We start from the raw sequence: 15256 nt of genomic DNA, 5'->3' as shown, positions 1-15256 counted from the left end.
GCACAGGAAGGGCGGGTTGATCAGATGAGTGATGAGTGTGTCTATCAGCGACCATGGCGGGCGTCAACGGCGCAGACACCCCATGTGGCCTGCGAAAACAACGAGTTGATGTACGTGGCGCGCTCATTGGTAGAGACCGGTGACGCGCTGCTGGCCAGGGCCTGACGGCGGATTTCGGCCCCGCACGCGAAAGCGGCCCCTCGAAAGGGGCCGCTCGGGTGCGGGGCCTTACTGCGGGCCGGGGTGAGGGGGATAGGGCCGGCCCGGGACCTGCGGGTACGGGTGGCCGGGCTGGGCCGGGGGCTGTCCGGGCTGCGGCTGCTGGGGGTACGGGCCCGGCTGACCGGGGACGGCCTGACCGGGCATGGGCTGGCCGGGGAAGGGCTGGCCCGGAACGGGTTGGCCCGGCAGCGGCGGGGCGGCGACCGGCGGCGGGTTGCCGTCGGAGGTCCACAGACCGTGCGACTGCTGATGCCGTACGAAGTCCTCGGCGACCAGCGCCGCGAGGTTGAAGTAGGCCTCCCGCACCTTCGGCCGCATCATGTCGAGGTCGACCTCCGCACCCGCGGCCAGATGCTCGTCGAACGGCACGACGAGCACGCCCCGGCACCGGGTCCGGAAGTGCGCCACGATGTCGTCGACCTTGATCATCTTGCCGGTCTCGCGCACCCCGGAGATCACGGTGAGGGACCGCGAGACGAGGTCCGCGTACCCGTGCGCGGACAGCCAGTCCAGCGTCGTACTGGCACTGCTCGCACCGTCCACGGACGGCGTGGAGATGATGATGAGCTGGTCGGCGAGGTCCAGCACGCCGCGCATGGCGCTGTAGAGCAGACCCGTACCGGAGTCGGTGAGGATGACCGGGTACTGCTTGCCGAGCACGTCGATCGCGCGCCGGTAGTCCTCGTCGTTGAACGTCGTGGACACGGCCGGGTCGACGTCGTTGGCGATGATCTCCAGACCGGACGGCGCCTGGGAGGTGAACCGCCGGATGTCCATGTACGAGTTGAGATACGGGATCGCCTGGACGAGGTCGCGGATGGTGGCCCCGGTCTCGCGCCGCACCCGGCGGCCGAGCGTACCGGCGTCCGGGTTGGCGTCGATCGCGAGGATCTTGTCCTGCCGCTCGGTGGCGAGGGTGGCGCCCAGGGCGGTGGTCGTGGTCGTCTTGCCGACGCCGCCCTTGAGGCTGATGACGGCGATGCGGTAGCAGGACAGCACCGGCGTACGGATCAGCTCCAGCTTCCGCTGCCGCTCGGCCTCCTCCTTCTTCCCGCCCAGCTTGAAACGCGAACCGCCGGCCGCGGGACGGCTGCTCTTCGCCTTCTGCTTCTTGCTGTTGAGCAGCCGGTCCGAGGACAGCTCCACGGCGGCGGTGTAACCGAGGGGCGCCGCACCGGGATTGGTCGGCTGCCGCTGGTCGTGCTGGACGGGCTGCGGCCAGGCGGCCCCGGTACGCGGATCGACGGGCGGCTGCTGGGGGAAGCCGTGACCGGCCTGAGGGCCGGGCCCGGGCGGGGTGCCGGGCTGGGGCTGCCCGAAGGGCTGCTGCGGAACCGCCGTGCCGGGCTGAGGGAGGCCGTAACCGGCGTGCGCGCCGGGAGCGGGAGCACTCCCGGGCTGCTGCGCCGGGGGCTGGGGAGCCGCCGCGCCGGGGGCACCGGCGGGCGGGAAGCCGTAGCCGGCGGGCTGGGCCGGAGGAGTGGGGGCGGCGCCCGGCTGGGGGAAGCCGTAGCCGGCGGGGGCGTCGGGCGCCGGGGTGCCGGGCTGCGCAGGGGGCTGCGGGGCCGCCGCGCCGGGCTGCGGAGCCGGCGTCGGGGCGGCGCCCGGCTGCGGGAAGCCGTAGCCGGCCGGGGTGCCCGGCGCCGGGGCGGGCGGAGTGCCGGGCTGCTGCGGGACTGCCGTGCCGGGCTGGGGGAGGCCGTAGTCGGCCTGTGGGCTGGATGCGAGGGCGGCCTCGGGCTGAGGGGTCGCCGGACCGGGGGCACCGGCGGGCGGGAAGCCGTAGCCGACGGGCTGGGCCGGGGGAGTGGGAGCCGCGCCCGGCTGGGGGAAGCCGTAGCCGGCGGGGGTGTCGGGTGCCGAGGTGGGCGGGGTGCCGGGCTGCGGGAAGCCGTACCCGGCCTGTGGGCTCGCCCCACCGGGGGCGCCGGCGGGCTGGGCCGGGGGCGTCGGGGCGGCACCCGGCTGGGGGAAGCCGTACCCCGCCTGCGGGGCGGCGGCCGGCGGGTTCCAGGCGGCGGGCGCGGGCTGCGGCGCCTGAGGCTGGAACGGCGGCTGCTGGGCAGGGACGGCCGGCTGGTCCTGCGCTGCCGCGGGCTGAGGCTGCGCGCCCGCCGGCTGGGCGGGCGCCTGCTGCGGCTGCGCGGGCCACTGGCCGGCCGGTGCCGGGGCGGCGGGGTACGCCGACGGCGCCGGGGGCGCGTCCTGCGGCGCCGGGAGAGTCCAGGCGGGCGGGGCGTCGGGCGTGGCCGGGACGGCATCCTGAGGCGTGCTGTCCTCAGGGGCCTTCGCGGGAGCCGCGTCGGCGGGCACCGCGTCGTTCACCGGCTCGGCGTCCTCGGGCTCGACGGCCGTCGGCTCGTCCGTCACCGGCACGTCCTCGGCGGGCACCGCGTCCTCGGGCTCGGCCTCCGGCTCCGCCGGCGCGGCGTCGTCCTCCCCGTCGGTCACCGGGGACTCGGCGTCCTCAGGTGCGACGTCCTCCGAGTCGGAGACCTCGCCGGCTTCACGCTCGTCGGACGTACCGGACGCCGCCTCGGCCTCGCCGGCGTCCGACGGGCTCACCGCGGTGCCGGACACCTCCGCGGTGCTCCCGGCGCCGTCGTCGGTCCCGTCCTCACCGGCGGACGGCTCCAGCCGCGCCTCGGCCCCGGCCTCGTCCTCATCCTCTGTGCCGCTCCCGGTCCCGGTCCCGGTCCCGGTCCCGGTCCCGGTCCCGGTCCCGGCCTCGTTCTCGTCCTCCGTGCCCGTCCGGGCCCCGGCCTCGTCCTTCGCGTCCGCCTCGGCCTCCGCCTCGCGCTCCGCGATCTCCCGCGTCAGCGCGGAGGCGGAGAAGCGGATCGTCGCACCGCTCTCCAGATCACCGTTGCCGGCCTGGAACCCACCGACCGGGATGTCCGGCACGGCCGAAGGGGAAGCCGCCCCCGACTCCTCGGACTCCTTCTCCGCTTCCGGCCGCTGCGGCTCGAACCCGCTCCCCACCGGAAGCCTCGGCACGGCCACCGGCCCCCCGGACGGCGGCACGGGCGGCGTGAACGGCGCGGCGGGCGCGGGCGCCGGAGGCGTGAACGGGGCGCCCGGTGCGGGTGCGGGCGCGGGCGGAGTGAAGGGTGCCCCCGGCGCGGGCGCGGGCGGCTGCGCCGGAAGGGCCGACGGCCCCGCCGCCCCCACCGCGTGCGGCGGCGGAGTCAGCCCCGGCAGCGGCGGAACGGGCGCATGAGGGGAGGGAGCCGGAGCAGCGGGCGAGGAACCGGAGGGCGACGGGGCGGACGACGCCCCCGACTCCGAACTCCCCGAAGCGTTCTGCGTGTACCAGGCCGGCGGCGCGTAGTCGATGGTGAACTCGCCCGTCGTCTCGATGGCGGACTCCGCGTCGGGCTGGTCATCGCCGGGTGTCGCCCAGCCCCCGCGCGTCCCGTCCCGATCGCTGCTCACAGTTCCTCCTGGTGTGGTCGAGCACCCTCGTGCGTGCTGGGGGCGACCATGTGCCCTCCCCGTAGGACGCCGGGGCCCGGTTCGCGGGTTCTGGCGTCGCGCCGGGTACCAGCCTAATCACCAGTAGCCCCACCCCGTCAGCCCCGCCCACCCCTCGGCACGGGTTGCTCCGCCCCACGTCTCACGGGCAAGAGCCGTACAGATTTAGCTACTTAAGTGGGCAAACTCGCTCAACACTCATGCAACGGTCAACAGGCCGACCACTCGGTCCATCACGCGCATGACATCATCAACCCGCCCCGGACATACGCCCGTTGACGCACAGGCCAACGGGCGGCACGCACGCGTACCGCCCGTTGCCACATCTCCACATCACTCGGAGGCCGCGGTGGGCCCTCCGTCGTCCGGCGCCGGCTCCAGGTCGAACTCGCCGTCCCGCGCCCCCAGCACGAAGGCCCGCCACTCCGCCTCCGTGTACCGCAGCACCGTGTCCGGGTCGAGCGAGGACCGCATGGCCACGGCACCGCCGGGAAGGTACGCGATCTCGACCCGCTCCTCGTGCTCCTCGGTGCCCGGCGCGCTGTGCCACTCGACACCGGAGATGTCGAGGGCGTAGAGCTCGTCCCTCTCCCGCTCCTTGCGCGCCTTGATCTCCTCAGCCGTCTCCGCCATGCCGCAGCGACCCCTTCCCGACGTGTGAACTGATCCGAGCGCTCACCCTAGTGGCCTGCGACGTCCGGCTCGGCCGGTTCGGCGGACCGGGGGAAAGGGCCCCGCTACAGCCTGGTACGCTGAGTGACGGCCGTATGTGTACGCACCCCCGGAGCGGGCTCGCTCCGGAGGCCGCGCCCAGCGGATCCCTGCCTTCCGAGTCATGGAAGACCCCCCGAGAAGAAGACCGGGGGCACTCGGTGGCCTCTCACAGACTATGAGGAGTACGCGTGTCGCTCGACGCCGCAGTGAAGAAGCAGATCATCTCCGAGTTCGGTACCAAGGAGGGTGACACCGGCTCCCCCGAGGTCCAGGTCGCTCTGCTCTCCCGTCGGATCTCCGACCTGACGGAGCACCTCAAGACCCACAAGCACGACCACCACTCCCGCCGTGGTCTGCTCATCCTGGTCGGTCAGCGCCGCCGGCTGCTGCAGTACCTCGCCAAGAAGGACATCCAGCGCTTCCGCGCGCTGGTCGACCGCCTCGGCATCCGCCGCGGTGCGGCGGGCGCCAAGTAAGACGCCGTGAAGGGAGCGGTTCCCGGGGAAAGGGGGCCGCTCCCTTTGCTGTACGTGCGGACTGTCACCGCACCTTTGTAGTGTGGTAGCACAACGCAATAGGTACGAACGACGCACGAGGAGAAGCGCACCTCGCCGCCGCCGGTCCTCGGTAGTGGCCCCCGGGAGGGTGAATCCCGGGAGCTTCGATCGAAGACCGGCCCGCACCAGTGGAGCGCTTCTCCGCCCCCGTCCCCCCGCCACACGGGCGAAGCGGGACGTAAAGACGACAAAGTAACGGAGAAAACGCTAGTGGAGAACGAGACCCACTACGCCGAGGCCGTCATCGACAACGGCTCCTTCGGCACCCGCACCATCCGCTTCGAGACGGGCCGCCTGGCCCGCCAGGCCGCCGGCTCCGCCGTGGCCTACCTGGACGACGACACCATGGTGCTGTCGGCCACCACCGCCTCCAAGAACCCCAAGGACCAGCTCGACTTCTTCCCCCTCACGGTGGACGTCGAGGAGCGGATGTACGCCGCGGGCCGCATCCCCGGGTCCTTCTTCCGCCGCGAGGGCCGGCCCTCCGAGGACGCCATCCTCACCTGCCGCCTCATCGACCGCCCGCTGCGCCCGTCCTTCAAGAAGGGCCTGCGCAACGAGATCCAGGTCGTCGCCACCATCATGGCGCTCAACCCCGACCACCTCTACGACGTCGTGGCGATCAACGCCGCCTCCGCGTCCACCCAGCTGGCCGGCCTGCCCTTCTCCGGCCCGATCGGCGGCGTCCGCGTCGCGCTGATCAACGGCCAGTGGGTGGCGTTCCCGACGCACTCCGAGCTCGAGGACGCCGTCTTCGACATGGTCGTCGCGGGCCGCACCCTGGAGGACGGCGACGTCGCGATCATGATGGTCGAGGCCGAGGCCACCGAGAAGACCATCAAGCTGGTCGAGGGCGGCGCCGAGGCGCCGACCGAGGAGGTCGTCGCCGCCGGTCTGGAGGCCGCGAAGCCCTTCATCAAGGTGCTCTGCCGGGCCCAGGCCGACCTCGCCGCCAAGGCGGCCAAGCCGACCGGCGAGTTCCCGATCTTCCTGGACTACCAGGACGACGTCCTCGAGGCCCTCACCGCCGCCGTCAAGCCGGAGCTCGCCTCCGCGCTGACCATCGCCGGCAAGCAGGAGCGCGAGGCCGAGCTGGACCGCGTCAAGGCGCTCGCCGCCGAGAAGCTCCTGCCGGAGTTCGAGGGCCGCGAGAAGGAGATCTCCGCCGCGTACCGCTCGCTGACCAAGTCCCTGGTCCGTGAGCGCGTCATCAAGGAGAAGAAGCGCATCGACGGCCGCGGTGTCACCGACATCCGCACCCTGGCCGCCGAGGTCGAGGCCATCCCGCGCGTGCACGGCTCGGCGCTGTTCGAGCGTGGCGAGACCCAGATCCTGGGCGTCACCACCCTCAACATGCTCCGCATGGAGCAGCAGCTGGACACCCTCTCCCCGGTGACCCGCAAGCGCTACATGCACAACTACAACTTCCCGCCGTACTCCACCGGTGAGACCGGCCGCGTCGGCTCCCCGAAGCGCCGCGAGATCGGCCACGGCGCCCTCGCCGAGCGCGCGCTCGTGCCGGTGCTGCCGACGCGCGAGGAGTTCCCCTACGCGATCCGCCAGGTGTCCGAGGCCCTCGGCTCCAACGGCTCGACGTCCATGGGCTCCGTCTGCGCCTCCACCATGTCGCTGCTGAACGCCGGTGTGCCGCTGAAGGCCCCCGTCGCCGGTATCGCCATGGGCCTGATCTCCCAGGAGATCGAGGGCGAGACGCACTACGTCACCCTCACCGACATCCTCGGTGCGGAGGACGCCTTCGGCGACATGGACTTCAAGGTCGCCGGCACCAAGGAGTTCGTGACCGCCCTCCAGCTCGACACCAAGCTGGACGGCATCCCGGCCTCCGTCCTGGCCGCCGCCCTCAAGCAGGCCCGTGACGCCCGCCTCCACATCCTCGACGTGATGATGGAAGCGATCGACACGCCGGACGAGATGTCCCCCAACGCGCCGCGGATCATCACCGTGAAGATCCCGGTCGACAAGATCGGCGAGGTCATCGGCCCCAAGGGCAAGATGATCAACCAGATCCAGGAGGACACCGGCGCCGAGATCACCATCGAGGACGACGGCACGATCTACATCGGTGCCGCCGACGGCCCCTCCGCCGAGGCCGCCCGCACCACGATCAACGGCATCGCCAACCCGACGATGCCCGAGGTCGGCGAGCGCTACCTGGGCACGGTCGTCAAGACGACCACGTTCGGCGCGTTCGTCTCCCTGCTGCCCGGCAAGGACGGTCTGCTGCACATCTCGCAGATCCGCAAGCTGGCCGGCGGCAAGCGCGTGGAGAACGTCGAGGACGTCCTCGGTGTGGGCCAGAAGGTCCAGGTCGAGATCGCCGAGATCGACTCCCGCGGCAAGCTCTCCCTGATCCCCGTGATCGAGGGCGAGGAAGGCTCCGAGGACAAGAAGGACGACGCCGACCAGTGACGTCCCGTAGCTCCAAGGCGACGGCCCGCACCTCCTCGGAGGCGCGGGCCGTCGCCCGTACCCAAACCCTGATCAAGGGCGAGAACGGCATCGGTACGGTCCGCAGGACCACCCTTCCCGGTGGCCTGCGCATCGTCACCGAGACGCTGCCCTCGGTCCGCTCGGCGACCTTCGGCATCTGGGCCCACGTCGGCTCCCGCGACGAGACCCCGGCCCTGAACGGCGCCACCCACTATCTGGAGCACCTGCTCTTCAAGGGCACCTCCCGCCGGTCCGCCCTGGACATCTCCTCCGCCATCGACGCCGTCGGCGGCGAGATGAACGCGTTCACGGCCAAGGAGTACACGTGCTACTACGCGCGCGTGCTCGACACCGACCTGCCGCTCGCCATCGACGTGGTGTGCGACATGCTGACCGGCTCGCTGATCCAGGAGGAGGACGTCGACGTCGAACGCGGCGCCATCCTCGAAGAGATCGCGATGACCGAGGACGACCCGGGCGACTGCGTGCACGACCTGTTCGCGCACACCATGTTCGGCGACAACCCTCTCGGCCGCCCCGTCCTCGGCACGGTCGACACGGTCAACGCCCTCACCGCCGACCGCATCCGCCGCTTCTACAAGAAGCACTACGACCCGACCCACCTCGTGGTCGCCTGCGCCGGCAACATCGACCACAACAAGGTCGTACGCCAGGTCCGGGCCGCCTTCGAGAAGGCCGGCGCCCTCAGGAACACCGGTGCCGAACCGATCGCCCCGCGCGGCGGCAGCCGCGCGCTGCGCACCGCCGGCCGGGTCGAGCTCATCGGCCGCAAGACGGAACAGGCGCACATCGTCCTCGGCATGCCGGGCCTGTCCCGCACCGACGAGCGGCGCTGGGCCCTGGGCGTGCTGAACACCGCCCTCGGCGGCGGCATGTCGTCCCGCCTCTTCCAGGAGGTCAGGGAGAAGCGCGGACTGGCCTACAGCGTGTACTCGTACACCTCGGGCTTCGCCGACTGCGGCCTGTTCGGCGTGTACGCGGGCTGCAGGCCCTCCCAGGTGCACGACGTGCTGAAGATCTGCCGCGACGAACTCGACCAGGTCGCCGAGCACGGACTGCCCGACGACGAGATCGAGCGCGCCATCGGCCAGCTGAAGGGCTCCACCGTCCTCGGTCTCGAGGACACCGGCGCGCTGATGAACCGTATCGGCAAGAGCGAACTGTGCTGGGGCGAGCAGATGTCGGTCGACGACATGCTGGCCCGGATAGCCTCGGTGACCCCGGACGACGTCCGCTCGGTCGCCCGCGACGTCCTGGGACGGCGGCCCTCCCTGTCGGTCATCGGCCCGCTCAAGGACAAGCAGGCGTCCCGTCTGCACGACGCCGTCGCCTAGGGTCTGATGTCCGGATCAGGTCGCAGGAAATCGACGGCGCCTGGCCGACGTCGGTGAGCGGGGTCCGGTGTGTGCCAGACCCCGCGTCCGCGGCAGGATCCGTAACGACAGGCCCCGACCCCTCCCGGTAAGGAAACAAGGAACATGAGCAAGCTGCGCGTGGCGGTCCTCGGTGCCAAGGGCCGGATCGGTTCCGAGGCGGTACGGGCCGTCGAGGCCGCCGACGACATGGAGCTGGTGGCCGCCCTCGGCCGGGACGACAAGCTGGAGACCCTCGCCGAGAACGGCGCCCAGGTCGCCGTGGAGCTGACCACCCCCGCCTCGGTCATGGGCAACCTCGACTTCTGCGTGCGCCACGGCATCCACGCCGTGGTCGGCACCACCGGCTGGACCGACGACCGCCTCGCGCAGCTGAGGGGCTGGCTGGAGCAGTCCCCGAAGACGGGCGTGCTCATCGCGCCGAACTTCTCCATCGGCGCGGTCCTCACCATGAAGTTCGCGCAGATCGCCGCCCCGTACTTCGAGTCCGTCGAGGTCGTCGAGCTGCACCACCCGAACAAGGTGGACGCCCCCAGCGGCACCGCCACGCGCACCGCCCAGCTCATCGCCGAGGCCCGCCGTCAGGCCGGCAGCGCGCCCGCCCCGGACGCCACGGCCACCGCCCTGGACGGCGCCCGCGGCGCCGACGTCGACGGGGTCCCGGTGCACGCGATCCGGCTGCGCGGACTCCTCGCCCACCAGGAGGTCCTGCTCGGCGGCGAGGGCGAGACCCTCACCGTCCGCCACGACTCCCTGCACCACAGCAGCTTCATGCCCGGCATCCTGCTCGGCGCCCGCCGCGTGGTGACCACTCCCGGCCTGACCTTCGGCCTGGAACACTTCCTCGACCTGAACTGAGCCCGAGCCGAGCCATGCGCGCGAAGATCTCCTACGCCATCACGGCCGCCGTCCTGGTCGTCTACTTCGTCCTGGTCGGCAGCCGTGGCGTGCTGCTCATCGAGGCCGGCACGCCCCTCACCGTCACCTTCGGCGTGGCGGTGCTGATCCTGCCGGTCATCGGTGTCTGGTTCCTGTGGAAGAACACCGAGTTCGTCCGCGACGCCAACCGGCTCGCCGCCCTGCTCGACGCCGAGGGAGGCCTGCCCGTCGACGAGCTGAAGCGGCTGCCCAGCGGCCGGGTCGACCGCGACTCGGCCGACGAGGTCTTCGCCCGCCGCAAGGCCGAGACGGAGGACGCCCCCGACGACTGGCGCAGCTGGTTCCGGCTCGCCGTCGCCTACCACGACGCCCGCGACACCCCTCGCGCCCGCAAGGCGATGCAGCGGGCGATCGCCCTGCACAAGACCTCTCACTGAACGCGCGGGCCCCGGGGCCGGGGCCCGCGCGCTCAGTCGCGCCGGTACTCGGCGGCCCACGCCTCCACGGTGTCGGCCGCCCGGTCGAAGGCGATCTGGTCCCGCCCCAGGAAGTCCGCGTTGTGCGAGGTCAGCAGCGGCGCCGGCGAATCGGCCGAACGCCCCCGCCGGACGAGGACCAGCCCCTGCCCCTGCACCGTCCGGGGCAGCCCCAGCCAGCGCACCGGCTGCTGCACCGTGCGCACGGAGACGACCTGCTCCCAGGACGTCGTACGCGTGCTCACGAAGGCCACGTGGCGCAGCCCCCGGGAGCTCACCCACACACCCATGCGCAGCAGCCGCAGCGCGCAGGCGACGCCGACCAGGGCGATGGCGAAGACCGTCCCGGCGGACGCCGGCGTCGCCGTCGCCGCGATGATCACCGCCGCGAACAGCACGAACGACGCGAGCAGCAGCAGGAGCGCCGCCGCCCCCACCCGCCACGGTCCGGGACGGTACGGGCGCCGCCAGCGGTCCCGGTCGTCGTACGGCAGGGCGACATCGTCCGCCGTGTCGAAAGCGCGGTCGGCCGTCAGGAAGGGCAGGGGCACGACGGGTCCTCACTCGATCCATGCGTCAGCAGTGCCCGGTGAGGCTATCGATCCGTGCCGCCGGTCACCACCCTCGGGGTCCGGACGGAGCCGGTGGCCACGGCCCGGGCGGCTCAGCGCCCTTCGGACGCCTGTGACTGCTGTGTCCCCGCCCCCGAAGGATCGGACGACATCGCCGGCATCCCGATGACCAGGGAGCCCACCAGCCCGGCCACGAGGGTGAGCCCCAGCAGCCAGCGTCCGGCCAGCTGGCCGACGGAGGCCCGCTCACGGGGCGGCGGGGTGACATTGCTGCGGAAACTGTCGGCCTCGGCGACAAAGGCGAACGGTACGGGTTCGCGCCGACCGGACATCTGGTGCACGTCTCCTTCGTGTGTCGAACGAATCACTGTCACCACCACAGACGAACGACAGCCCCGAGAGGTGCCCACTTTCACCGAATTCGCAGAAGTTCGCCGCTGTTCACCACCGTTCACCGCCGTATGTCGCCTGTCGGCGCCGAAGGCCCCGTTGTCGGTGCCGCGCCGTAGAGTGGGCGCCGCCCGAGAGACGTGATGGAAGGATCCCCCACGCCGTGACCGACACCCCCGCCGACGACCTCAAGCCCGACTTCCGCAGCGATGTGACCGTCGAGCTGGTCAAGCACACCGCGTCCGACGCCGACGTGCTGTTCGCCGCCCGCGTCTCGACCATCGGCGAGCAGTCCCTGGCCGAGCTGGACAAGGATCCCGCGCGCTCCAAGGGTCTGATCAACTACCTGATGCGGGACCGGCACGGCAGCCCCTTCGAGCACAACTCGATGACCTTCCTCATCAGCGCCCCGATCTTCGTCTTCCGTGAGTTCATGCGGCACCGCGTGGGCTGGTCGTACAACGAGGAGTCGGGCCGCTACCGGGAGCTCCAGCCGGTCTTCTACGTCCCGGACGAGTCCCGCAAGCTGATCCAGGAGGGCCGCCCCGGCAAGTACCGCTTCGTCGAGGGCACCCCGGCCCAGCAGGAGCTCGTCGGCCGCGCCATGGAGGACTCCTACCGGCAGGCGTACGAGGCGTACCAGGAGATGCTCGCCGCCGGCGTCGCCCGCGAGGTCGCCCGCGCGGTGCTCCCCGTCGGCCTGTACTCCTCGATGTACGCCACCTGCAACGCCCGCTCGCTGATGCACTTCCTCGGCCTGCGCACCCAGCACGAGCTGGCGAAGGTCCCGTCCTTCCCGCAGCGTGAGATCGAGATGGTCGGCGAGAAGATGGAGGCCGAATGGGCCCGTCTCATGCCGCTCACGTACGCCGCCTTCAACGCCAACGGGCGAGTGGCCCCGTAGAACCGCAGCTCAGGCCCGCGAGCACAGATGTACGGTTCAACCTGGCGAAGTGTCCGTATTGCGGCATTTCGTGAAGTTCATCTAGCCTGATCAAACGGGCCCGGTACTGCCTGAACCCCCGAGCAGGCAGTGCCGGGTCCCCCTTTTGTCCCAGCCTGTCGCCTCCCCCGAGGGAAGACCCCGGCCTGAGCAGCGAGTAGCGTGTAACCCATGGCTCCGACCTCCACTCCGCAGACCCCCTTCGGGCGGGTCCTCACCGCCATGGTCACGCCCTTCACGGCGGACGGCGCACTCGACCTCGACGGCGCACAGCGGCTCGCCACCCACCTGGTGGACGCAGGCAACGACGGCCTGGTCATCAACGGCACCACCGGCGAGTCCCCCACCACCAGCGACGCGGAGAAATCGGATCTCGTACGGGCCGTCGTGGCGGCGGTCGGCGACCGTGCCCAGGTCGTGGCCGGGGTCGGCACCAACGACACCCACCACAGCATCGAACTGGCCCGCGCCGCGGAACGCGCCGGCGCGCACGGCCTCCTGGTGGTCACCCCGTACTACAACAAGCCCCCGCAGGAGGGCCTCTACCGGCACTTCACGGCCGTCGCCGACGCCGCCGGGCTGCCGGTCATGCTCTACGACATCCCCGGCCGCAGCGGCGTCCCGATCGGCACGGAGACGATCGTCCGTCTCGCCGAGCACCCGCGCATCGTCGCCAACAAGGACGCCAAGGGCGACCTCGGCCGCGCCGGCTGGGCCATCGCCCGCTCCGGCCTCGCCTGGTACTCCGGCGACGACATGCTGAACCTGCCCCTGCTCTCCATCGGAGCGGTCGGTTTCGTCTCGGTCGTCGGCCACCTCGTCACCCCCGAGCTGCGCGCCCTGGTCGAGGCGTACACCTCCGGAGACGTCCAGAAGGCCACCGAGATCCACCAGAAGCTGCTCCCCATCTACACGGGCATGTTCCGCACCCAGGGCGTGATGACCACCAAGGCGGCGCTCGCCCTCAAGGGCCTCCCCGCCGGACCCCTGCGCGCCCCCATGGCCGAGTGCACGCCGGAAGAGATCGAGCAGCTCAAGATCGATCTTGCCGCCGGCGGGGTACAACTCCAGTAACCAGACTTCGCGCGACCGCTCGCGCAGACGGACTTCACAACTGAATAAGCGGGCCGCCGGTGCCCGCACCCCATACGACAACTGCTTCTGCACGAACGTCATGCGCGCCACGTGCCCCACCGGTACGTGGCGCGCGTGTTTGAGGAGAGTCTTTTGAGTCATCCGCATCCTGAACTCGGCCCGCCCCCGCAGCTCCCCGAAGGCGGCCTGCGCGTCACCCCGCTCGGCGGTCTCGGCGAGATCGGCCGGAACATGACGGTCTTCGAGTACGGAGGCCGCCTGCTGATCGTCGACTGCGGAGTCCTCTTCCCCGAGGAGGAGCAGCCCGGAATCGACCTGATCCTGCCGGACTTCTCGTCCATCCGGAACCGCCTCGACGACATCGAGGGCATCGTCCTCACGCACGGCCACGAGGACCACATCGGCGGCGTTCCCTTCCTCCTGCGCGAGAAGCCGGACATCCCGCTGATCGGCTCCAAGCTCACCCTCGCCCTCATCGAGGCGAAGCTCCAGGAGCACCGCATCCGCCCGTACACCCTCCAGGTGGCGGAAGGACAGCGCGAGCGCATCGGCCCCTTCGACTGCGAGTTCATCGCCGTCAACCACTCCATCCCCGACGCGCTCGCCGTGGCCATCCGCACGCCCGCCGGCATGGCGGTGCACACCGGCGACTTCAAGATGGACCAGCTCCCGCTGGACAACCGCCTCACGGACCTGCACGCGTTCGCCAGGCTCAGCGAGGAAGGCATCGACCTTCTGCTCGCCGACTCCACGAACGCCGAGGTCCCGGGCTTCGTCCCGCCCGAGCGCGACATTTCCAACGTCCTGCGCCAGGTCTTCGCCGGTGCCCGCAAGCGGATCATCGTGGCCAGCTTCGCCAGCCACGTCCACCGCATCCAGCAGATCCTGGACGCGGCACACGAGTACGGCCGCCGGGTCGCCTTCGTCGGCCGCTCCATGGTCCGCAACATGGGCATCGCCCGCGACCTCGGTTACCTCAAGGTCCCGCCGGGCCTGGTCGTGGACGTCAAGACCCTGGACGACCTGCCGGACAGCGAAGTCGTCCTGGTCTGCACGGGTTCCCAGGGCGAACCGATGGCCGCCCTGTCCCGGATGGCCAACCGTGACCACCAGATCCGCATCGTCGACGGCGACACGGTGATCCTGGCGTCGTCGCTCATCCCCGGCAACGAGAACGCGGTCTACCGCGTGATCAACGGCCTGACCCGCTGGGGCGCCAACGTCGTCCACAAGGGCAACGCCAAGGTCCACGTCTCGGGCCACGCCTCGGCCGGCGAGCTGCTGTACTTCTACAACATCTGCCGTCCGAAGAACCTGATGCCGGTCCACGGCGAATGGCGCCACCTGCGCGCCAACGCCGAACTGGGCGCCCTGACCGGCGTCCCGCACGACCGCATCGTCATCGCCGAGGACGGCGTCGCCGTCGACCTCGTCGAGGGCAAGGCCAAGATCTCCGGCAAGGTCCAGGCGGGATACGTCTACGTCGACGGCCTCTCCGTCGGTGATGTCGGGGAGCCCGCGCTCAAGGACCGCAAGATCCTCGGCGACGAGGGCATCATCTCGGTCTTCGTCGTCATGGACGCGTCCACCGGCAAGATCACGGGCGGCCCCCATGTCCAGGCCCGCGGCTCCGGTATCGAGGACTCCGCCTTCGGTGAGGTGATCCCGAAGATCACGGAGACGCTGGAGCGCTCGGCCCAGGACGGCGTCGTCGAACCCCACCAGATGCAGCAGCTCATCCGCCGCACGCTGGGCAAGTGGGTCTCCGACACCTACCGGCGCCGGCCGATGATCCTGCCCGTGGTGGTGGAGGTCTGACGGTCCGCCGGACCGCACGGACGAGCGAACCAGGAGCGGGGCGCCTCGATTTGCATCGAGGCGCCCCGCTCCAGTACGTTTACGACTCCTCCCGATCGGGCACCCGACCACTTCGTGCGTCGGAACCGTCGCCCGGCAGGGGAGGGGAAATCCGACTCAGAATCTCTGATAAAGTCGGAACCGCCGGAAAGGGAAACGCGGAAGCGGAACCCCGGAAAGCACCGAGGAAATCGGATCGGAAAGATCTGATAGAGTCGGAAACGCAAGACCG

Annotated in this window: 12 protein-coding genes; 8 read left to right on the top strand and 4 right to left on the bottom strand. The window is 71.1% G+C overall.

All coding sequences use genetic code 11. From position 1 onward, the window contains the following. Nucleotides 1-228 precede the first annotated feature (228 nt). Complete coding sequence (locus tag IH50_RS0134680) at nt 229-3657, bottom strand: SCO5717 family growth-regulating ATPase (RefSeq protein WP_078914201.1); 3429 nt, start codon at nt 3655-3657, stop codon at nt 229-231. A gap of 372 nt (nt 3658-4029) precedes the next feature. Next, nucleotides 4030-4329, bottom strand: coding sequence for a DUF397 domain-containing protein (locus IH50_RS0134670; protein WP_030871717.1), 300 nt, complete (start codon nt 4327-4329; stop codon nt 4030-4032). A gap of 269 nt (nt 4330-4598) precedes the next feature. Between IH50_RS0134670 and rpsO the strand changes: the two genes are divergently transcribed. The 5 genes from rpsO (at nt 4599) to IH50_RS0134645 (ending at nt 10128) form a co-directional block, all read left to right on the top strand. Next, complete coding sequence (gene rpsO / locus IH50_RS0134665) at nt 4599-4886, top strand: 30S ribosomal protein S15 (protein WP_004924725.1); 288 nt, start codon at nt 4599-4601, stop codon at nt 4884-4886. A gap of 291 nt (nt 4887-5177) precedes the next feature. After that, the gene (locus tag IH50_RS0134660) at nt 5178-7397 is read left to right on the top strand and encodes a polyribonucleotide nucleotidyltransferase (RefSeq protein WP_030871714.1); all 2220 of its coding nucleotides are present in this window, start codon (nt 5178-5180) and stop codon (nt 7395-7397) included. Continuing rightward, the gene (locus tag IH50_RS0134655; protein WP_030871712.1) at nt 7394-8773 is read left to right on the top strand and encodes a M16 family metallopeptidase; all 1380 of its coding nucleotides are present in this window, start codon (nt 7394-7396) and stop codon (nt 8771-8773) included. Before IH50_RS0134660 ends, IH50_RS0134655 begins: the two co-directional genes overlap by 4 nt. Nucleotides 8774-8917: 144 nt before the next feature. Next, the gene (gene dapB, locus IH50_RS0134650) at nt 8918-9670 is read left to right on the top strand and encodes a 4-hydroxy-tetrahydrodipicolinate reductase (RefSeq protein ID WP_030871710.1); all 753 of its coding nucleotides are present in this window, start codon (nt 8918-8920) and stop codon (nt 9668-9670) included. A gap of 14 nt (nt 9671-9684) precedes the next feature. After that, a complete protein-coding gene (locus IH50_RS0134645) occupies nt 9685-10128 on the top strand; it encodes a hypothetical protein (RefSeq protein ID WP_030871707.1) in 444 nt (147 codons plus the stop codon). A gap of 32 nt (nt 10129-10160) precedes the next feature. Here IH50_RS0134645 and IH50_RS0134640 read toward each other — a convergent pair whose 3' ends face one another. Both IH50_RS0134640 and IH50_RS0134635 read right to left on the bottom strand, forming a co-directional pair. Beyond that, a complete protein-coding gene (locus IH50_RS0134640; RefSeq protein WP_030871704.1) occupies nt 10161-10718 on the bottom strand; it encodes a hypothetical protein in 558 nt (185 codons plus the stop codon). A gap of 113 nt (nt 10719-10831) precedes the next feature. Next, nucleotides 10832-11071 (bottom strand): hypothetical protein, encoded by a 240-nt coding sequence (locus tag IH50_RS0134635; protein WP_030871699.1) that lies wholly within the window; start codon nt 11069-11071, stop codon nt 10832-10834. A 221-nt stretch (nt 11072-11292) separates the two neighbouring features. Here IH50_RS0134635 and thyX point away from each other — a divergent pair, with 221 nt between their 5' ends. From thyX to IH50_RS0134620, 3 genes are all read left to right on the top strand, one after another. After that, complete coding sequence (thyX, locus tag IH50_RS0134630) at nt 11293-12033, top strand: FAD-dependent thymidylate synthase (protein ID WP_030871696.1); 741 nt, start codon at nt 11293-11295, stop codon at nt 12031-12033. Nucleotides 12034-12243: 210 nt separating this feature from the next. Beyond that, a complete protein-coding gene (dapA, locus tag IH50_RS0134625; protein WP_030871695.1) occupies nt 12244-13146 on the top strand; it encodes a 4-hydroxy-tetrahydrodipicolinate synthase in 903 nt (300 codons plus the stop codon). Between the two features lie 153 nt (nt 13147-13299). Next, nucleotides 13300-14985, top strand: a complete 1686-nt coding sequence (locus IH50_RS0134620; RefSeq protein WP_030871692.1) for a ribonuclease J — start codon at nt 13300-13302, stop codon at nt 14983-14985. Nucleotides 14986-15256 lie beyond the last annotated feature (271 nt).

Origin of the sequence: Streptomyces sp. NRRL S-37, from assembly GCF_000721605.1 — a bacterium.
GTDB lineage: Bacteria > Actinomycetota > Actinomycetes > Streptomycetales > Streptomycetaceae > Streptomyces.
The sequence above is the reverse complement of the archived record's forward strand: the minus strand, read 5'-3'. Positions and strand labels throughout refer to the sequence as shown.